This is a genomic window from Mesoflavibacter profundi, assembly GCF_014764305.1.
Taxonomy (GTDB): domain Bacteria; phylum Bacteroidota; class Bacteroidia; order Flavobacteriales; family Flavobacteriaceae; genus Mesoflavibacter; species Mesoflavibacter profundi.
Genome location: NZ_CP061703.1, coordinates 567,236 through 587,238, shown reverse-complemented (window position 1 = coordinate 587,238; position 20,003 = coordinate 567,236). Strand labels below are relative to the sequence as shown.

Below are 20,003 nucleotides of genomic sequence, written 5' to 3'. Positions count from 1 at the left end.
GCGGAAAATCAGCTATGATTTTCCGTTGTATCACTAATATAGCGAATAAGAATGAATTTCCGATAGGAAATTCAGCCGCAATGAGCTATAAACGTTGTTGTAGCACGTTTTTTATTTTCATAATTCAGGTATTCCAATGTTCAAATAGTATTCTTTTATTAATTCAGTTTGAGAAATTTTAAGAGTTTGTTCATCTCTTCCGTCAGCTTTCCAGTTTGTTAGAGAATAAAGTTCAAATTCCTTTGTGTTATTCATTCTGAAAGGTATGATAGCTTTATCAAAGTCAGTCCAAATTGTTACTTCAAGTTTTTCTAATTTAGTCAAATCACAGTTGTGATTTTTGAAATGCTCAGGTAACCAATTCAAATAATCGTTGAGTAATTCCTTACTTTCTTTAGTTTCCGCTTCTTTTGGTTTTATTTCCTTTTTTATAAAGTCAAAAGTCGCTTTGTTTTCTTTTCCAATTTTATGTAAGTTAATAAGTACATTTACAGCAAGTCGTCCGCTTTTCATATAGTCAATGCTCAAAAAAGAATGAGAAAAATTGTGAATTGCTGATTTATAATTTTTGTACCTCATAGGTTTTCCACAAATGTGCTACAACGTGTTTGTGTATGGTTAGTTGCGTGTTTAAGCACCTAATTTAGCAAATAAAAACCAAATAGAATATTCCGCAGGAATATTCGTAAGTAGTGTAAAACCAAGCAATTAATCATACACGTTGTTACCACACGTTTTTATTACGTAGTTGTTTTTAATTCAGTTTTTTATTTTCTAAAATGTCAAATCCGAAAAAACCTTTACGTGTTTCAAATTCAACAGTGTTATATGAATTCATTTTCTCATAGAATTGAGAATAGAAAACTAATTCTTTTCTTTTTCCTTTATATTTTATTGTGAAAACTGGTTGTTTTTCAGAACCTGTTTTTCCAACTCTTTCAGGAAGCCAAGTTCTGTCAATAATTTTATAAGATTCAGTTTTTACATTTTGGTCAGCAAAGTAATAATTAGTTAGCATAAAGATTGAACAAACAATAAATCCAAATCCGATTATATAATGCATAATCGAATATAGATAAAGTCCAATTCCACTATAGTCATAAGTCTTTTTATAGTTCTTAAAATCAAGAATGAAGGCTATAATTCCGATTACTATTATAATCCCAATTGGAATTATCAAATCAATTATTGTATTCCGATATATTTTTATTTGGAAAATCATTAAAATCGCACCAAAAAAGAATATTGTTGGATAGAAGATTTTTCGTTGTTTTTGCGTCATTTCTCAAATGTGTGGTAACGGTCTCGGCTATGAGTAGTTGCGTGGTTTAGCACTTAACTTAGCAAGTACACACCAAACTGAAAATCCGCGAGGATTTTCAGAAGTGGGCGAGAACAAGCAATTACTTATAGCCATTGTTGTGCGTAGTTATTTTTTAGTTTTTCAAATTCCTTTTCGTATTTCTCTATGCGATTTTGGTCTTTAGTCGACAATAGAAATGGTTTTCTTTTTCCGATAATCATTCTGTCATAAACCAACTTTCCGTTTGCATCTTTTATTTCAACTTCGTGAGAAGGTCTAAACATTGAACATTCAGTTTCGGTTAATTTAACTGATAGATATGCGTATTCCTTTGTCGGAAATTGGTTGGAAACTTCAAGTTTTTTTAAATTTCTCAAATGTGAAATCGGTTCAAGAGATTCGTCAGCAACTTTTATATTAGTTAATCGCAAATATTCCAATTGTGTCAATTTTGAAAGTGGATTTAAACTGTCAACTTTTAATTTTTTGTCAATTCCGCCATCTAAGGACAAGCTTTTTATTTGAGTGGCTTTCTCCAATTTTGACAAATCAGAAATTTTTGAATAATCTCTAATCGCTAGTTTTCTCAAATTTTGGTTAGATTGAATATTCCAAAGTTTAGTTGCTTTTGTATTCCATTCCGTAATTAGAGTTTCGCATTTATCTAGCTGTTCTAAACAACTTAAATCTTTTGCAAGAAATTGATAAAGACTTACATATTTTGGTTGATGAATAGAAAAAATCTGTTCGATATCTTTTTCTTTCGCTCCAATTAACCAAAGTTTTTCAATATTCAGTTCATTTAAGAGTTTTCGATTTTTTACATCCGCACGGATATGCAATTCCGTTTTAGAATTGTCAAAATTGGCTAAATCAGAAACGAAATCTGGTTTATTTTCAAATCTGTTTATTGTAATATCGTTCATTTTTCTAATTACGCACAACGTGTTCGTGTATAGTTTGTTGCGGAAAATCAGCTATGATTTTCCGTTGTATCACGAATATAGCGAATAAGAATGAATTTCCGATAGGAAATTCAGCCGCAATGAGCTATACACGTTGTTGGCAAATCGTTTTATATTTTCAAATAACTTTAATTCCGATTAATAAAGTGGCTACAATTATGATTAAAAGTCCGAATGAAAATAATTTGTCAGATTCTTTTACGTGTGGATTTTTTGCTCCAAAACCATCATTTATTTCGTTCGAATATCTCATAAAAAGTATGAAATCTCTTTTATGGATATTTTCACTAATCCGCTTAAAAATTCGGTCAAAAATCCAGTAGATTAATGGTACACAAAATCCGAAATACATAATTCGGTCATTCCTGAATTCAGTTTTAGAAGTTAACAGTCCAAAAATCCCTAACGCCAAAAGTCCGATACAAGTCAGCCATATTATTCTTGGATTCATCCATTTCTTTTTTCTTGTGTAAAGAATAAAGAAACTAATTCCAAGTGCAATTCCAATTCCGATTATGCTATTATCCAATTTGGTTAACAGTTTAGGTGATTATTAAACTTAAAACTCCAAGTACTAAAGTTATTAATAGCATTATTCCTGAAAATTTCCGCAAACTATTTGATTTCTGTTTTAATTTTTTGTTTTGCTTTTCGACTTTCCAACTTATTTTAAATATTGAGTTTAACATCAATTCATAAGAGTAAAATGAAAAAGGGTTAAGAATAGGAAAAAAAGGATATTTACTTTTGTCTGCTGAATAATATATCCAAAGGTTCATATAGATTCCAATACCAAATGAAAAGAAAGATAGAGCAAATGCAATAAAAATTATTCCAGAAAAAAATTCATTCATAATGTTTTCGATATTTTCCTTAAATGTTTGCCAACGGTCTCGGCTATGAGTAGTTGCGTGGGTTAGCACTTAACTTTACAAGTACATACCAAACTGAAAATCCGCGAGGATTTCAGAAGTAGGTGAGACCAAGCAATTACTTATAGCCATTGTTGGCAAATCGTTTTTATTTTTTATAAATCAGCGAGTCTTCAATTCCTTTTACGGTTTGTAACCAACCTTCGTCATTCAACATAAACATTTCAAGAGGCAATTCCAATTTCTCTCCTTCCATTGAATTTTGAACTGTTCCAATACAAGCTGCTCTTGAATTGTCTGAATAAGTGTCGAGCACAAATCCAAGCATTAAAATACTTTCATTATTTCTTACCATTGCATAATGATAAACTTCTTTAATCACACTTACTTTAGAAAAATTAGATTGAAATTTTTTCAATAAATTTCCTGAAATCGGTTTCATTGGTGTTCCAACTGTAACTTGCGTTTCTTCTTGAATTGTTTCTGTGTGAATATTTTCTCTGTTTCGTTCAAGTACAAACATTGTTGGTAAATCTGAATCTATAACAACTCTGTCAATACCGTGTGCTTGACAAAAGTCAACCACATCTTTTCCTTTCATTGCGGTATATTCAGTCTCTTTTCCAGTCCATTTTACAAGATTTTCTGGTGACGTAAAAGCTCCCAGAACTTTCAGTCCGTCTTGGTCGAAAACAGAAGTAAGTTTTAATGTCGAACCCTTTTCCAAAGTTTCCCAATTGTCTTTGGCTGCTCCATCATTTATAGATGACAATACTAACATGGAGTTTCCATACATAATTTCCTCTATTGCTTTTCCATAATTCTCTTGAGTTCTACTTTTTCCATATTTTTCCAATAACCTAATCAATTTGGTGTTATCAGGACTTTCATTATTTTCGGAAATTTTCTTTTTCGTTCCAAAAAGTTTGTCAAATATTCCCATTCAGTTTTCGTTTTGTTTAAATGTTTGCCAACGTGTTCGTGTATAGTTTGTTGCGGAAAATCAGCTATGATTTTCCGCTGTATCACGAATATAGCGAATAAGAATGAATTTCTGATTGGAAATTCAGCCGCAATGAGCTATAAACGTTGTTGTAGCACGTTTTTTATTTTCATAATTCAGGTATTCCAATGTTCAAATAGTATTCTTTTATTAATTCAGTTTGAGAAATTTTAAGAGTTTGTTCAACTCTTCCGTCAGCTTTCCAGTTTGTTAGAGAATAAAGTTCAAATTCCTTTGTGTTATTCATTCTGAAAGGTATGGTAGCTTTATCAAAGTCAGTCCAAATTGTTACTTCAAGTTTTTCTAATTTAGTCAAATCACAGTTGTGATTTTTGAAATGCTCAGGTAACCAATTCAAATAATCGTTGAGTAATTCCTTACTTTCTTTAGTTTCCGCTTCTTTTGGTTTTATTTCCTTTTTTATAAAGTCAAAAGTCGCTTTGTTTTCTTTTCCATTTTTGTGTAAGTTAATAAGTACATTTACAGCAAGTCGTCCGCTTTTCATATAGTCAATGCTCAAAAAAGAATGAGAAAAATTGTGAATTGCTGATTTATAATTTTTGTACTTCATAGGTTTTCCACAAATGTGCTACAACGTGTTTGTGTATGGTTAGTTGCGTGGTTAAGCAACTAATTTAGCAAACTTTTACGAACCCGAGAAAATTCCGCAGGAATTTTCGCAAGTAAGCACGTAAAAAGCAATTAATTATACACGGTGTTGTAACTAGTACTTTGTTTTTTAAGGTCTCCAATGTTCGTTAACAGGTTCAGTTTTTCCAATGTTTCCGAAGTCAAATGTAAGTCCACCACTATTTTCCTCTCCGATTTTCAGGCAAATTATTATGAGAAATATTTCATTTATACTTTCTTGGTCATTTGTAATTATTCTGATTTTATCATGATAAAAAATTTCTACAAGTGATTCATCTATTTCGGCAATTTGCTTTCCATTTTTAAATATTGATTTCTTTCGTCCTTTATGAATTTTAAGTTCATATATGTTTTCTTCAAATGCCATTTCGTAAAGTGAATGCCATTTGTTTTTTGCTGTAAGTATAAAGCTCTGTCTGTAATTGTTCTCTATAAAATAAGACATATTCCATTTCCAAATATTCCATTTTCGGACTATTGAATAAATGAGATTTTCATTGCGATGTATTTCGGCTTTAAATTTTCCAAATAGAGAAGACCAATTTCCGCTCAATATTATTCGACTATCTCCTTTTTTTGAAAGCTGAAAGTTATTGTCAAATTGTTCAATTAGAAATTCCATTTGCGGTTTTTTGGGTATTAGTTACAACGGTTTGGCTATGGTTTGTTGCGTGAAAATCCGCGAGGATTTTCCGCTGTAGAACCAAAGATAGCAAAATTGCAAGGAATTTCAGTTATGAAATTCCGAAGCAATGAATTATAGCCGTTGTTAGCAAAAGTTTTTTTATTCATTTATTTTGGGATATTCGATTTTTCACTTAACAAATCGAGAAATTCCGCTAGAGGTAATTCAGATTCCGATTTTTTAGAAAATAAAATTTTAATAATCGAAAAGTAACTAATTCCGCCTAATTGAGTTAGATAGTATTTATTCAATAGGTTTCTGGAATTTGTTTTAAATAGATAGAAAGGTCTTTGTTGAATTTCAAATGTTTTTAGGTCAGTAATAGATTCATATTCTACTCTTTTGTTATCAAAGTAAATTGCATTTTTTGAGAATTCAACTTTCTTTAGTGAAATGAATAAAATACATGTTAGAATTGCAATAATCCAAGTGCTATAATCCCAGAATCTACTTAAATTGAAATATTCAGTTATAATATAAGCTAATACGAGAGTAAACCAAGACAGAAAGTATTTTCGGAATATTATGTTCGATGATATTTTCTTGCGTTTCTCCATTCAAATTTTTGCTAACGGTTTGTGTATAGTTTGTTGCGTGTTTGGTTACTAAATTAGTGAAAAAAGAGCAAACTATAATTCAGCGCGAGGATTTTCCGTAAGGAAAATCAGAAGCAATGAATTATACACGTTGTTGGCAACTGTTTTATTAATCAGATTATTAATTTAAAATATATAATATGTTGAAATTCAATACACAAAAAATAAAAGATGAGCAAAGTAAAATAGATGAACTTTGTTTATTGTTAAGAGAAATACATAAATGTGAGAAAAAAATCCAAGCACTTGGTTTTAATTACACATTAAAAATACATCAAAACGATTTAATAAATTCCAAGTAATATTCGTTAGAGATATTTTTTAATTCAGAAACGTTTACATCTGGATTTTCATTTAAAAAATCATTATAAACTTTATTAATTATGTTGGTTATTTCATCAGAATTATTTTTAATAAACTCGGCTCTTTTCAATTTTCCGTGTACAGTTCCATCTGATGGTGGTATTCTTATTTTGAAATTATTTAATTCTTTTGTTAATAGATTTTTATATTTTTCCATAATTATGTTTTTAATGGTTGCCAACGGTCTCGTATAACCGTCAGTTACGGGATTAAAGTTAATAATTTTCGGTTAAGAACTGACGTTAGCAATTCCGAGTGGATTCGGACGTAGTCGAATCCGCCGTAATTGCGGTTATACATTGTTAGGCACTGGCTATTTTATTCCAGCGGAAATTTGCAACCATTTCATAACCTTTTTTTGTTAATAATTCATTTTCGTTAATATGTTCTGTTTGTATATCTACAAATCCGTTTCCAGTACATAATTTTTTTTCTAAATTTTTATAAATTTCTAAACCAGGTTCAGTTGGTCCTGGTAAACATATTGCAAATTGACGTTTAGAACTTTTCGTTTCAAGATTGAAAATAATTAAAAAACTTCTCAAATCTTTTGGTTCTTTTATGATGTTTACTCCTAACATTTCCTGAGGAAATTCATAGTTTATCCAAAATACAGGATGCAATATGTCTTTATCGGGATTTTGAATTTGCTCACGTATTTTATGAAGGTAACCATTAATAAAAAATCCATTTCCTAAAATACTAAATGCTTTTAAATAAGCGATTCTTAACAATGCAATTTCAGCTCTTTTTTCATCAGATTTTTCTACTTTTTTGAAATTGAATGATTCTGATTTATATTCAGGTTCAATAAATTCAGGATTGAGTAATTTATGCATTGGACTATATAAATTTCTTGGCGGAAATAAATCTTTAATAAATTGTTTACTCTCTTTAGGATTTGACCTTTTGGTGTCTAAATTGATTATAAAAGTACCGTCTTTATCTATCTTAACTTTCCCATTTACTTTATTCTCATTTAAACTAAATGTAGTGTCTGTTTCAGAATTAGGCAGGAATGAATGAAAGTCGATTTCAGTTAATCTTTTCAATAAATTATTGTCTAATTTATGTCCGCTTACTGAATTACATTCTTTACAAGTTAAAGCTCTTACTTTTCCGCCTAATGATTTTGGTGGAATATCTTCCAAAGTTAAAAAATTCTGTCCCGAATCGATAAGGTCTTTTTCAAAAAACACTTCAAAACATAATGGACATATATAACCATCTTTAAAATCAGGTTTAAATCTTATTTCTGGATGTTCCTTTACGTATTCAAGGTTTCTTGAAAATAAAGTGAATAACTTATGTTTTTTCTTTTGGTTAGCGTTCATCAGCTTGTGCCTAACGAGATTGTGTATGGTTAGTTGCGTGTTTAAGCAACTAATTTAGTAAACAAAAACGAACGCGAGAAAATTCCAAAGGAATTTTCCAAATAATCAACGACCAAAGCAATTAATTATACACGGTGTTAGCAAACGTTATTTATTCTTTTGGTATTGTTTAATTTGTTCCCAACGTTTTGGGTCAACCATTTTCCAATAGACTTCATAAAAATCTTTCTTTTCGGGATTGTGGTTTTTTATTAATTCACCAAAGAAGTTTGTCAGAGCAATTTTTTCTTCAGTCTGTTCCGTTAAAACGTCTCTTTCTTTTTCATCTAATATCATAACAGATGCGTAAATATGTTTCCATTCCTCAAGTCCGTTTGTCAGAACAGTATATTTTTTTCCGTTTGACAAGAGGTCAATATTATTCCACATTAGTATTGGTTCATTTCTGTTACTCGGGAAAATTTCCTTGTCCCATTTCCCATATCTATCGTACATCACTTTGTGCGTATACATAGCAGAATAAACACATTCATATCTAATTTCATTAATTCTTGTAGTGTCTTTTCCGTTTACAGTAACATATTTTTCATTCAAAATTTCCGTAAACTTATTTTTGTAAATTTTAGGGCATTTTGTTTCCTTAATTACTTTTTGAGATGAAGAACAACTCAAAAAAATAGAAAGTATGATTGTTAAGTAAATTCCTTTCATAGATTCGGTTCTAATGTTTGCTAACGTGATTGTGTATTGTTTGTTACGGAAAATCAGTAATGATTTTCCGCAGAGAACTAAATTAGTAAAAAGTTAGGAATTTCCGCTAGGAAATTCCGCCGTAATGAATAATACACGTTGTTAGCTTTAGTGCAAAACTCCGCCTAATGATTCATTACGTTTTACTCATTTTAGTTTTTATTAGTTTCAAGAGTTAGCATTCCGTAAACAGGCTAAAACTCCGATCATTGCGATTCCGATTTGAGTGATTATTTCAGATGCTGATTTTCAGATCCGATTCCGCAAACGAGCTAAAAAGTCAGTCGTGTTTAAATTCCGCATTTGAGTAAGATATTCCGTTTTGCTTGTCATTTCCGTTAATTTTGAAATTCCGCACACAATTTTTCGGAATTATCTGCCTTAAAATTCTAAAAAAAAATCGAGAAAATAAACCAGGCATTTTTTCTGACCGCAAACTTGCTCACGCATTGAAGCTAACGGTCTAGTATAACCGTCAGTTACGGGATTAAAGTTAATAATTTTCGGTTAAGCACTGACGTTAGCAATTCCGAGTGGATTCGGACGCAGTCGAATCCGCCGTAATTGCGGTTATACATTGTTACCCAACGTTTTTCTTTTTTTTAGTTTGGCTATTCTTTTTTCAATAGTATTCGAGTCGGTAATGAATTCCACTTGGTCAATACATTTAAGTTCGGATGATAGTAGAATTTTACCTTTTTCGTTATCAATTAATAAAATTCCCTCATCGTATCTCAATTCCGCTTCATTATCCACAATTTCATTTCTCGAAAGTATTTGAATTTGATCAATCTTAAATTCGTTAAAGTTAATACTTGAATTCAGTCCCTTTTTTATGCTACGATTTACATCTTTTTTAAAGTCGCTCGTTAATTTTTCGTGGTCAGCTAAAGTTAAATTCAGTTCGTAGTAATCTAATAAAGTTTCATTATCTTCTATCCATTGAGTACTCAAATTAAAATTCCGCGATTTTTCATTTCCAAACTCGTCTTTCCAAAAGAAAGGAATTTGAATATAAGTTGCTGTATATATTTTTTCAGTAAGATTTGCCCCAAGGAATGATGTTCTCGCAAACCGAATTCTTTTTCCAATTAATTCTTTCAGTTCCGCTAACTTGTTGTCATTTATATAATTTCCTAATATTTTCAATTTTGTTTTCAAATGTTGGGTAACGTGTTTGTATATGATATGTTGCGTGGTTTAGCACGTAATTTAGCAAATAAAAACCGAATAGAAAATCCGCGAGGATTTTCGTAAGTAGGCTCTCACTAGCAATGGATTATATACGGTGTTGGCAGCTGTAGTTTTATTCACAATATTCTTTCTTTATTTTTCTTAATAAATCAAAATCTGTTATTTCCAGTCCGAGCGATTCTGCTTTTTCAATTTTCTCACAAGCAGTTTTAAATGAATCTTGGTAATAATAGACCATAGCTAAATTTGCATAAAATGACCATTGAGTAGAATCCAATTTGATGCCTTGTTCATAATTTTTTATTGCTTCATTATCCTTCTTTATTTTGTAATATAATAGACCACGATTATTATAAAATTCCGGATAATTTGGGTTGATACTTATAGCTGTATCCATAAGTGCAATTGCAGTTTCTAATTCATTCACATTAGCATAAGCTTCTGATAATTCAAATAGCAAACTGACATTTTTAGGTTCTAGTTTTCTTCCTTCCTGATATACTTTTATTGCTTCAGTATAAAGTCCCTGTTTTTTTAATTTATTTCCTTTTTCATTAAGTTCCTCGGTTTCTCTAAGTTCAAAGTCGAATGGTATTGGTTTTACATAACTTTTAGGTTTTCCATATCTATCATACCAAGATTGAGGAATATAACGTCTTGGTGATTCGTTAAATTCAAAACCGAATAGAGGAATTGTCAATATTAAATACAGTAATGTGACAATTGTCAATTTTGTTTGCTTTTCTCTTTCGGTAATTAGATAAACCAGAGCAGAAATTATGAAAATTGGTAGAATGATTAATGTTGGATAATCTCCGAAAATATGATATAGATACTTTGTAAATAAGCAAAAAGACATTAATACTAATAAGATGTTTAAGACAATAATTTTTTTCGAAACTTTATTTTGAAATCCACTAATTGTCTTTTTTACATAAAAAATTAACAATCCTAGAAAGCCTAGAGTCAACAGAATATTTCCACCAACTATGTTGTATAGCCTAAGAAAAATTCCAATTGGAATAAGAAGAATAGTTATTATAAATAGATTGTTTTTCATAATTAGGACTATATGTTCAAATGATTACGGAATTTTTGACTATTGCTGCCAACGTGTTCGTGTATAGTTTGTTGCGGAAAATCAGCTATGATTTTCCGAAGTAGTACGAATATAGCGAATAAGAATGAATTTCCGATAGGAAATTCAGCCGCAATGAGCTATACACGTTGTTAGCATATGTTTTTAATTCAGTGTTGTTCAACCCAAACATCAATTTTCTTGTCGTTTTCGTCAATAGAAATTGCAAGAAAGTCAAAATCTATTCCAAATCCACTATAAGCACCAACGGGATAAAGCATTAAATTCAGCGTATCATTTTTCAATTCAACGTATCGTTTTTCCAATTCAAATGGTTTTCCGAGCAGATTTATTATTTCGGTTTTATTTAATTCTTTATTCAAATAGTTTTCTCGTAAATCGGTCAGCATATTCCATCTTGGATTTTTATGATTATTATCATTATTATGCTTCAACCATTCTTTTTGGTCAAACTTGGTTTTCAATTCACGTCTTTTTAGAAATTCATTATATTCTTTTTCCGCTTTTTCATTATCCATATTTCTCCAGATACTTCCAAAGCCGATATTAGTAGAATCTTTTTTAGATTCAGTTTCTTTTTCAGTTTTTGATTGTCCACAACTTACTAAATGTAATGTCAAAAGTAGAATTGTAATTGCGTTTTTCATAAATGTATGCTAACGTGTTCGTGTATAGTTTGTTGCGGAAAATCAGCTATGATTTTCCGATGTATCACGAATATAGCGAATAAGATTGAATTTCCGATAGGAAATTCAGCCGCAATGAGCTATACACGATGTTACCTACAGTTTTTATTTATTTTTAAATTCAGTTGTTATTCCGTTTAATATTTTCGGGTTTTCTTTTAATAATTCAGCACACTTTTTGACATATGTCTCAATAAATTCATTCCCTTTTTCAGCTATTTTTTTCAATTCACCAGTTTTGTCCAGTTTGTCAATTCGATAATAGTTTGTTGGCATTGAATCAGCATTAAATTCAGTCTGTTCAGAGTGATTTGTAATTCCGATTTCAGGTGAACTCCAAGAAAATTGAAAAATCAAACAGTTAAATTCAATTTCACCTTTTTGAGTTGTTATATAATATTCGTCTCTAATTCGGTTATTCTTAAACTTTGGAAAGTCAAATTCAGATTGAAGAAACGCAAAGTTTTCTAAAATCAGTTTCTTTGATAATTTCCAAGTAGGTTCAAGAGTTCTCATTTTTTCAAATTGTAGGTAACGTGTTTGTGTATAGCTCGTTGTGGAAAATCAGCTATGATTTTCCGCCGTAACCTAAAGATAGCAAATTGCAATGAATTCCGATTAGGAATTCAGCCGCAATGAGCTATACACGGTGTTGTAGCACGTTTTTATTTCCTTTTTCAGTTAATATTAAATATCTATTTTTTCCAAATGTTAAAAAATAAAATGGATATAAAAATCCAATTACTACAATCCAAATCAGAAAGTTCAAGTCAGTATTGAGAGCGTATTTTCCTAAATAATACAATAACATTATTCCAAGTAAAGTTGGTAAAATCCATTTTCCGTATTTAAATCCGCTCAATTTCAATGTTTTTGTTTCATTTTCGGTTAGATTCAGCTTTATTTTTGGACTTCTACACCAATCTATTTTCGCAAAAATTTCGTGTTCACCATTTTCAACTTCATATTCTTGAGTTTCTCCATCATTTATGGTTCCGACTTTTTCTCCGTTAATATAAATTTCGATTGCACGAGCTTTATTATTCCATTCAGAATTTCTCTCTATTCTAATTTTTGTCATAAAATTCAGTTTTTCTCAAATGTGCTACAACGGTTTCGTATAACCGTCAGTTACGGGATTAAAGTTAATGATTTTCGGTTTAGCACTGACGTTAGCAATTCCGAGTGGATTCGGACGTAGTCGAATCCGCCGTAATTGCGGTTATACATTGTTGGCAACTGGCTTTTTTTCATTCGTTAATTTCTTAATTATTATTCCGCTTATAAAAGTCGAGATTATTGTCAGAAATAAAATCATTCTATAATTCACGTTATTTTGATGATATTTCAAAACTCCATCATTCATTATTGGGTTGGTTATGGTTATTTTAATAAACTGACTTTCGAGAAAATAATACAGACAGTAAAAAGTCGGAATTACAATCAGGTAGAATATATTCAGTCCGATTATTTTTTTCAGAGAACTAATCTTTTGAGATGTGAAATAAAACCCGATTGGGATTAAAGTCAGAATGAAAGCAATGTTAAAATTAAAAATATTGGATAACCGATAACAGAAATGTAAAACTGATAATTTTTTCCCTCTTTGTTTTTTATACTCAAAATAGTAAATACAATACCGACAATTAAAATCAAATTTGCAACAAGAGATAAAATTCCAATATTTTGTTCAAACCTTCCAGGATCGTGAAATCCAACTGCAAAATTCATTACTAAATATGTTACTAATAAATTAATTATTATTAAATATATTAGTAATCTAAAAGCCCATTTTTTATATTTAGTTTCTTTCATTTTTTCTTTTTCAGTTTTGAGTAAGTGCTTGTTGCCAACGTGTTTGTATAAGTTTCAGTTGCGGAAAATCGGCAACGATTTTCCGTTTGAGACTGAAATATAGAAAATTGCAATGAATTTCCGTAGGAAATTCCGCCGCAATTGAATTTATACATTGTTGTGTGCTGTTATTATTCTTCAATCTCAGGATTTAAGGGTGAAAGATACGCATCATCTAATTCAGATACTTTTCCTTTTTTCATACACCAAACTTTAAATAAACTTTCGTTTCCTCTTTCAATATCTTCATCATCTTGAACGTACAATATTCCATAAGAGCCTTTTGATATTTCCGCAATCCACTTAAAGAAATCAATAACGTGTTCAGTTCTGTGATTATGATTTACCATAATAGATAAATGGTAAGTTCCATTCAAACGTTTCAACGAATAGATTTCATTTCCGTAATCAAGTTCCGTTGTTATTTTTTGCTCTATTTGCTTTACGATTGAATTCAAGAGTTCATCATTGTCATCTACTTCTCGATATGACTCTCTTATTATCGCCCAACCATTAAATTCAATCATTGTTTATTAGTTTCTCAAATTGCACACAACGTGTTTGTATAAGTTTCAGTTGCGGAAAATCGGCTACGATTTTCCGTTTGAGACTGAAAGATATAAAATAGCAATGAATTTCCGCAGGAAATTCAGCCGCAATTGAATTTATACGATGTTGGTTGCAGTTATATTTCAGTGTTATGAGATTCATTCCGTTTTGTTTTGCGTATTGCTATTCAATTCCACGTTTTGATTCCGCAATTTTTGGAATTCGATAGAGTAGAAGTGATCAATTCACGTTTTTTAATTCCGCACGAGTGAATTTCTGCGCACTTTTCCGTTTTAAATTTCAATTCGGCGTCACGTTTCGGTCTCGAGTTTTAAATTCAGTTTCCGTAATACTTTTTCGCGTAAAGTTCAGCTGTTTTCAAAGTTCGGAATTTACACGATTTTAGCGTTTAGTTTTTAATTCCGCTATTGCAACCAACGTGTTTGGCTATGATACGTTGCGGAAAAATCCGCAGGATTCTTTCCGCCGTAGCCGAAAGATAGTAAATTGCAATGAAATTCCGATAGGAATTTCAGCCGCAATGGATTATAGCCGTTGTTACCTACCGTTTATATTTATATTTTCAATCCAATTTTCCTCAAATTCCTCTCTTAATGAATCTTTGTTTCGTTCAGGATAAATTTGCGGATAAATATGTTTGAAAGCAAATCTATTTTGTCCTTCAGTTCTAAATTGTTGGAAATTTCCTTTCTCAGTTTGACTGTACATTATAAATTCTGTAGTGTCAATCATTTGTTCATTTCTACCATAGAACGTCTTACTTAAAAAATCAATTCTTGAATCTTGATTGAAATCGTACAATTCAAATTCAAATCCCGTTCTAAATCTTCCAAAGTAACTTTCACTTTTTGTTTTTAAATCATAAATTAATTGATAATTCACACTACAACCCAATCCTGTACAAGGTTCATTTGTAAGCACGAAACCAATTAGAGAGTCAGATTCATAAAGTTTGATTTGTCTAACATTGTTTGCAAAATTTACGCTATCAACACTTTTTCCCCAATTATAATTCAAAGTGACTTTTTTTGATGTATTTATTTTAGTACCATTGATTATAATTTCAAGTGAGTTATCTCTCTCCGACCATTTGATTTCATTATCGGCAAGTTTAATCGCAGACTTTTTATCCGATTTATAAGGGTTATTGAAAATTAGAGTTGGTTCATGTTTTTTAGATTCGAGATATTCAGAAATCATAGTTCCGTATTCGACTTTTTTTGTCAAGTCAGTTTTAGATTCAGTTCTTTTTTCTTTAGAACAGCTAAAAATCAAAAGCAGTATGAATGTTGATTTAATTACGGATTTCATCTAATGGTAGGTAACGGTTTTGGCTATGATACGTTGCGGAAAAATCCGCAGGATTCTTTCCGCCATAGCCGAAAGATAGTAAATTGCAATGAAATTCCGATAGGAATTTCAGCCGCAATGGATTATAGCCGTTGTTGTGTGTAGTTTTTATTTTTTATTCTTTATAAAACTTGATATTCCGATAAGCACAATTCCTAATATTGTCAAAATCCAAGCGCTTGCCCAAATCGCAAATCCACCTAAACCAGAGTCATTCGTAACCGATTCTATTTTATTCAGCTCGACAAAGTTTGAGATTCCAAAAACTATTAATAGAAGCCCAATTATTAGTAAAATTATTTTGAATATTCTTTTATTCATATTCCGATTTATACAATTCCAAAAAATTGGAAGTCAGCAGATTTATTTCCTTTTTCTTTTTTATTTTAAAGTCAATATATGTAATCAAAAAAGGAACAATGAAAAATGGAATTGGCAGCAACCAATTTCCATAAGCCAATGAAACTATTGAAAAAATAATTCCGATTCCGATTGCAATTTTCACAGCTATGTTTAATGGAAATTTAAAGTCAAAACCCAATTCAAATTTATTTTCATCGTTCAGGATTCCAATTATTCTGTGATTGCTTACAGATAGAATAGAAGGAAACTTTTTTCGTTCGAATTCAATTCTATTCGGACTGATATTTCCGTCATAAAATCCATTCAGAATTAGTTTATTCAGAATGTTAAATGATTTCTCGTTATTTGAAATGGTTTCCGTCATTTTTTAAATTACACACAACGGTCTCGTATAACCGTCAGTTACGGGTTTAAAGTTACATAATTTTCGGTTAAGCCTGACGTTAGCAATTCCGAGTGGATTCGGACGTAGTCGAATCCGCCGTAATTGCGGTTATACATTGTTGTAAGTAGTTTTTTTATTCAAAATCCGTTTTATTTTTTTCAACGAACTTAATTATCAATTCACTAATATTGTCTTCGTATTTATAAAATTCTGTATCAAGTTCTTCCCATAATTCCGCATTAGATTCTTTTTCTAATAAAATTTCTTGCCTTATTTCCCAATTTTTTGGAACAGGTAATGTCGGAAATAATTTTATGGCTCGATTTATAATATCAGCTGTTTTATCAGCTCCAATTTTCTGGTAAGCTTGAAGTATTTCGTGTGTATATTCTCCAGAGGAATTATAAAAGAACTGGTCAAATCCACCATTATTTACTTCTCTTTCCAATATGTCCACATAAAGAAAGGTTTTTTCTGATTCCGATAAGTTTTCTAACGAATCATCGTCTCCAATTTTGTTTCCGATTAATTCTCCAATTGCTATTATTTTATCCGTTTCATCTGTCAGATTTAATGCTTTCTCAATTTTAGTCATTTTTTGATTACAATTAGTAAAAATTGTTAGAATTAATAATATTTGAAGTGTGTGTCAAATTACTTACAACGGTCTCGTATAACCGTCAGTTACGGGATTAAAGTTAATGATTTTCGGTTAAGCAATGATGTTAGCAATTCCGAGTGGATTCGGACGTAGTCGAATCCGCCGTAATTGCGGTTATGCATTGTTGTACCCAGTTTTTATTTCCGATTTAATTGTTTATTCATCAATAAAATGTTCCACATTGCAAAAAAGTCAGAACCTTTAAACGCTGGAATTATAAACTTTTCAGAATTCATATTAGTGATAGTCAATTCGTCCCATTCAGCTTTTTTTACTTGTTCTCTTGTTGCTTTTCCAGTTTCACTAATTTCAACCAATGATTGTGGTCGCATTTCTTTTATTTCACTAATTGGTAGACTTTTAAATTTGTCATATTCGCCCCAAATTATTTTCCGAGTGGCAATTATAGTCCACTTGTCACTTTTAGGTTGTATAAATATCAGAACAGGAATTCCGATAGAGTGATTTTTAAATAGTTCTAAGTAATATTTTTGATCTTCGGAAGGCAAACTTTCGAATAAGAAAGAGTATTTAGTTGGAAGGCTATTTTTTCCAGCTTTCCACTTTAATCTTTTCGCTACATATTCATCTGTTTTCTGCATCTCTCAAATTGGGTACAACGTGATTGTGTATTGTTTGTTACGGAAAATCAGCAATGATTTTCCGCAGAGAACTAAAATAGTAAAAAGTTAGGAATTTCCGCAAGGAAATTCCGCCGTAATGAATAATACACGTTGTTAGCTTTAGTGCAAAACTCCGCTTAAGGATTCATTACGTTTTACTCATTTTAGTTTTCATTCGTCTCAAGAGTTAGCATTCCGTAAACAGGCTAAAACTCCGATTAATGTGATTCCGATTTGAGTGATTAATTCAGATGCTGATTTTTAGATTCAGATTCCGCAAACGAACTAAAAAGTCAGTCGTTTTTAAATTCCGCATTTGAGTAAGTTATTCCGTCACGCTTATCATTTCCGTTAATTTTGAAATTCCACACACAATTTTTCGGAATTATCTACCTTAAAATTCTAAAAAAAATCGAGAAAATAAACCAGGCATTTTTTCTGATCGTAAACTTGCTCACGCATTGAAGCTAACGTGTTTGGCTATGATTTGTTGCGGAAAAATCCGCAGGATTCTTTCCGCCGTAGCCGAAAGATAGCAAATTGCAATGAAATTCCGATAGGAATTTCAGCCGCAATGAATTATAGCCATTGTTGTGCGTTCGTTATTTTTTATATTCTAATGTTTTCTGAAATTCAGCGTTTCGTTTTTCCCATTCCGCTTTATCAATTTCATAGTGTCTTTTAAATTCTGCTAACATTTGGTCATAATCAACTTTTGAAAATTCAAATCCATTTAGCTTGTCAAACCATTCAACTCTCGAACCGACTTTTTCAGCGTCAAATTCTGTTGTTTTGTCAATTCCGATTTTATTCCACTTAATTGTATTTCCGCAATTTTTTATTTCCGCTACAATTAATGTACAAGAGAAATCACAGTCATCGGGACACATCAATATCGGACAAATTGAGGTCTCATTTTCATTCGGCAATATTCTTTTTTGTACTATTTCTTTTTCTTTTGGTATTTCCATTCCCAAAAGTAGAGTAGGTATTGTTCCTCTATAAAACTTGCCTGGATACAATTCCTCAAGTTTTTCATCAAGCCAGTAGTTGTCAATCCGATAATTTGCAAAATCATCAGCTCCATATTCGCTTTTATCTATTTCAACTTTTATCGTATTCATCGGTTTTCTCTAATGACGCACAACGGTTTGGGCTATGAGTAGTTGCGTGGTTTAGCACTTAACTTTGCAAGTACACACCAAACTGAAAATCCGCAAGGATTTTCAGAAGTAGGCGAGAACAAGCAATTACTTATAGCCATTGTTGTGCGTTCGTTTTTTATTCTTTATTAAACATATTTTCATACTCTTTTACGTGGTGAGGAAATTCCTCTTCGTAAAATGGATATGGAATTCCAAATATTGATATTTCATATTCTTCATTATCCATTCCTGTTATTTGATTTCCAACTCCTTTAATTTCAATTCCGTTGTCGCTCGTGATTTTGAGTTCAGAAATACTCATCGTAGAAATCATTTTGTCTTCTGGATAATCAGATGCGAGTTCGATTTGTTTATCCAAACAGTATTTTTTGAAGAACTCGTAAGGCGATTCAATTCCGCTAAATTCAATCAGTCCAAATACAACTCCCATAGGTGCATCAGCTTTTTCTAATTCAGTTGTTCCGATTAGAAGTCCGTTTAGTAGTATGATGTATGTTTTATTCAATTACTTTTTTGATTTTACCATTTACATATAGTTTTTCGACAATCAGCTTTAATTTCTGCCAATCCATTTCTTCAACTTCACTTTTGTATTTATCAACTGATTGCATATAAGACAAAAGAAACCAGGAATCGATATGTCCAAATTCAGGCGGATTACTTAAAACAACTTCCACTCTTTTTTGGTGTTTTCTATTGTAGAATCCACATTCTCCACCGTGAAAGCTAAAATTCCATCTTTTCGAAAGTTCACCTCTTCTCGGTATATTTTTATTGCTTCTAGATACTAGTCTTTCATAGTCTTCTTTAATTTCAATATTTAAACCATATTTTTCTCCAAGTTTAAACATAAGTTCTTTTCCTTCTTGACGATAATCAATTATGGCTTCTTGAAAAATATCAAGATTGATGTCATTATGTTCTTCTTTTTTGAGAAGATTATGAATCCATTTTTTTATCATTGATTACTGTTCAATTTCGGTTTTCGTAAATGACGCACAACGTATTTGTATAAGATTAGTTGCGCTGAAAATCCGCTAGGATTTTCAGATTAAGAAACTAAGATAGTAAAAATGCGAGGATTTTCCGTAGGAAAATCAGCAGCAATTAATTTTATACGGTGTTGCAAGTTGTAGCCTTTTCAGATGAGTTATTCCGCATGAGTGAAGTTCCGCGTTTGAGTAAATTCCGATTCGGGATTATTCCGCAAAGTTTAGTCAATCCGCAAGAGAGAGATTCCTCGTAATATTTGTTTAGTCAGCGTTTTTATAATTCCGCAAACAGGCTCAATTCCGCACGAGTAAAATTCCGAGTTTGAGTGTTTAGTTCCGCGCGTTGCTTTGTTCTAATTCAGATTAAGATTGTTATCGGATTTCTCCGCGTTTGAGTGAGTTCAGCTATTACTTGCAACGGTCTCGTATAAGATTAGTTGCGTGGTTTAAGTACCTAATTTAGCAAATAAATCACAAATAGAAAATCCGCGAGGATTTTCGTAAGTAGTCTATAACCAAGCAATTAATTTTATACATT

Annotated in this window: 24 protein-coding genes; all 24 read right to left on the bottom strand. The window is 31.2% G+C overall.

All coding sequences use genetic code 11. The features are described 5' to 3' along the window. Positions 1–117: 117 nt before the first annotated feature. Complete coding sequence (locus IFB02_RS02735; RefSeq protein WP_191073020.1) at positions 118–579, bottom strand: hypothetical protein; 462 nt, start codon at positions 577–579, stop codon at positions 118–120. 175 nt (positions 580–754) lie between these two features. Beyond that, complete coding sequence (locus tag IFB02_RS02730) at positions 755–1,282, bottom strand: hypothetical protein (RefSeq protein ID WP_191073019.1); 528 nt, start codon at positions 1,280–1,282, stop codon at positions 755–757. 125 nt (positions 1,283–1,407) lie between these two features. Beyond that, complete coding sequence (locus tag IFB02_RS02725; RefSeq protein WP_191073018.1) at positions 1,408–2,229, bottom strand: leucine-rich repeat domain-containing protein; 822 nt, start codon at positions 2,227–2,229, stop codon at positions 1,408–1,410. Between the two features lie 157 nt (positions 2,230–2,386). Further along, on the bottom strand, positions 2,387–2,797 hold the full coding sequence (locus IFB02_RS02720) for a hypothetical protein (RefSeq protein ID WP_191073017.1): 411 nt from the start codon (positions 2,795–2,797) through the stop codon (positions 2,387–2,389). Between the two features lie 491 nt (positions 2,798–3,288). Beyond that, positions 3,289–4,083: an SseB family protein gene (locus tag IFB02_RS02715; protein ID WP_106687031.1), complete on the bottom strand. Its 795-nt coding sequence runs from the start codon at positions 4,081–4,083 to the stop codon at positions 3,289–3,291. A 169-nt stretch (positions 4,084–4,252) separates the two neighbouring features. Next, on the bottom strand, positions 4,253–4,714 hold the full coding sequence (locus IFB02_RS02710; protein WP_146131241.1) for a hypothetical protein: 462 nt from the start codon (positions 4,712–4,714) through the stop codon (positions 4,253–4,255). Between the two features lie 168 nt (positions 4,715–4,882). Next, positions 4,883–5,416 (bottom strand): hypothetical protein, encoded by a 534-nt coding sequence (locus IFB02_RS02705; RefSeq protein ID WP_106686641.1) that lies wholly within the window; start codon positions 5,414–5,416, stop codon positions 4,883–4,885. A gap of 933 nt (positions 5,417–6,349) precedes the next feature. After that, the gene (locus IFB02_RS02700) at positions 6,350–6,595 is read right to left on the bottom strand and encodes a hypothetical protein (RefSeq protein WP_106687048.1); all 246 of its coding nucleotides are present in this window, start codon (positions 6,593–6,595) and stop codon (positions 6,350–6,352) included. A gap of 145 nt (positions 6,596–6,740) precedes the next feature. Beyond that, a complete protein-coding gene (locus tag IFB02_RS02695; protein WP_106687049.1) occupies positions 6,741–7,772 on the bottom strand; it encodes an HNH endonuclease in 1,032 nt (343 codons plus the stop codon). Between the two features lie 147 nt (positions 7,773–7,919). After that, complete coding sequence (locus IFB02_RS02690) at positions 7,920–8,366, bottom strand: hypothetical protein (RefSeq protein WP_146131332.1); 447 nt, start codon at positions 8,364–8,366, stop codon at positions 7,920–7,922. 726 nt (positions 8,367–9,092) lie between these two features. Next, entirely contained in the window at positions 9,093–9,671 is a 579-nt protein-coding gene (locus IFB02_RS02685) for a hypothetical protein (protein WP_106687051.1), read from the bottom strand. A 157-nt stretch (positions 9,672–9,828) separates the two neighbouring features. Then, positions 9,829–10,776, bottom strand: coding sequence for a tetratricopeptide repeat protein (locus IFB02_RS02680; RefSeq protein ID WP_106687052.1), 948 nt, complete (start codon positions 10,774–10,776; stop codon positions 9,829–9,831). Between the two features lie 188 nt (positions 10,777–10,964). After that, on the bottom strand, positions 10,965–11,462 hold the full coding sequence (locus IFB02_RS02675; protein WP_106687053.1) for a hypothetical protein: 498 nt from the start codon (positions 11,460–11,462) through the stop codon (positions 10,965–10,967). 144 nt (positions 11,463–11,606) lie between these two features. Beyond that, a complete protein-coding gene (locus tag IFB02_RS02670; protein WP_106687054.1) occupies positions 11,607–12,017 on the bottom strand; it encodes a hypothetical protein in 411 nt (136 codons plus the stop codon). A gap of 124 nt (positions 12,018–12,141) precedes the next feature. Beyond that, positions 12,142–12,582, bottom strand: a complete 441-nt coding sequence (locus IFB02_RS02665; protein ID WP_106687055.1) for a hypothetical protein — start codon at positions 12,580–12,582, stop codon at positions 12,142–12,144. Between the two features lie 446 nt (positions 12,583–13,028). Next, complete coding sequence (locus IFB02_RS02660; RefSeq protein WP_106687056.1) at positions 13,029–13,316, bottom strand: hypothetical protein; 288 nt, start codon at positions 13,314–13,316, stop codon at positions 13,029–13,031. Between the two features lie 170 nt (positions 13,317–13,486). Next, entirely contained in the window at positions 13,487–13,882 is a 396-nt protein-coding gene (locus IFB02_RS02655) for an Imm7 family immunity protein (RefSeq protein ID WP_106687057.1), read from the bottom strand. A gap of 580 nt (positions 13,883–14,462) precedes the next feature. Further along, a complete protein-coding gene (locus IFB02_RS02650) occupies positions 14,463–15,236 on the bottom strand; it encodes a hypothetical protein (protein ID WP_106687058.1) in 774 nt (257 codons plus the stop codon). Positions 15,237–15,588: 352 nt separating this feature from the next. Continuing rightward, the gene (locus tag IFB02_RS02645) at positions 15,589–16,002 is read right to left on the bottom strand and encodes a hypothetical protein (protein ID WP_106687060.1); all 414 of its coding nucleotides are present in this window, start codon (positions 16,000–16,002) and stop codon (positions 15,589–15,591) included. Between the two features lie 154 nt (positions 16,003–16,156). Continuing rightward, the gene (locus tag IFB02_RS02640; RefSeq protein ID WP_191073016.1) at positions 16,157–16,618 is read right to left on the bottom strand and encodes a DMP19 family protein; all 462 of its coding nucleotides are present in this window, start codon (positions 16,616–16,618) and stop codon (positions 16,157–16,159) included. A 203-nt stretch (positions 16,619–16,821) separates the two neighbouring features. Then, positions 16,822–17,286, bottom strand: coding sequence for a hypothetical protein (locus IFB02_RS02635; RefSeq protein ID WP_106687061.1), 465 nt, complete (start codon positions 17,284–17,286; stop codon positions 16,822–16,824). Positions 17,287–17,909: 623 nt separating this feature from the next. After that, positions 17,910–18,431 carry a hypothetical protein gene (locus tag IFB02_RS02630; protein WP_106686623.1) on the bottom strand — a complete coding sequence of 174 codons (522 nt, stop codon included), beginning with the start codon at positions 18,429–18,431 and terminating at the stop codon, positions 17,910–17,912. Positions 18,432–18,588: 157 nt separating this feature from the next. Further along, a complete protein-coding gene (locus tag IFB02_RS02625; protein ID WP_146131235.1) occupies positions 18,589–18,831 on the bottom strand; it encodes a hypothetical protein in 243 nt (80 codons plus the stop codon). Positions 18,832–18,970: 139 nt separating this feature from the next. Beyond that, on the bottom strand, positions 18,971–19,435 hold the full coding sequence (locus IFB02_RS02620; RefSeq protein ID WP_106686621.1) for a DUF6896 domain-containing protein: 465 nt from the start codon (positions 19,433–19,435) through the stop codon (positions 18,971–18,973). Positions 19,436–20,003 lie beyond the last annotated feature (568 nt).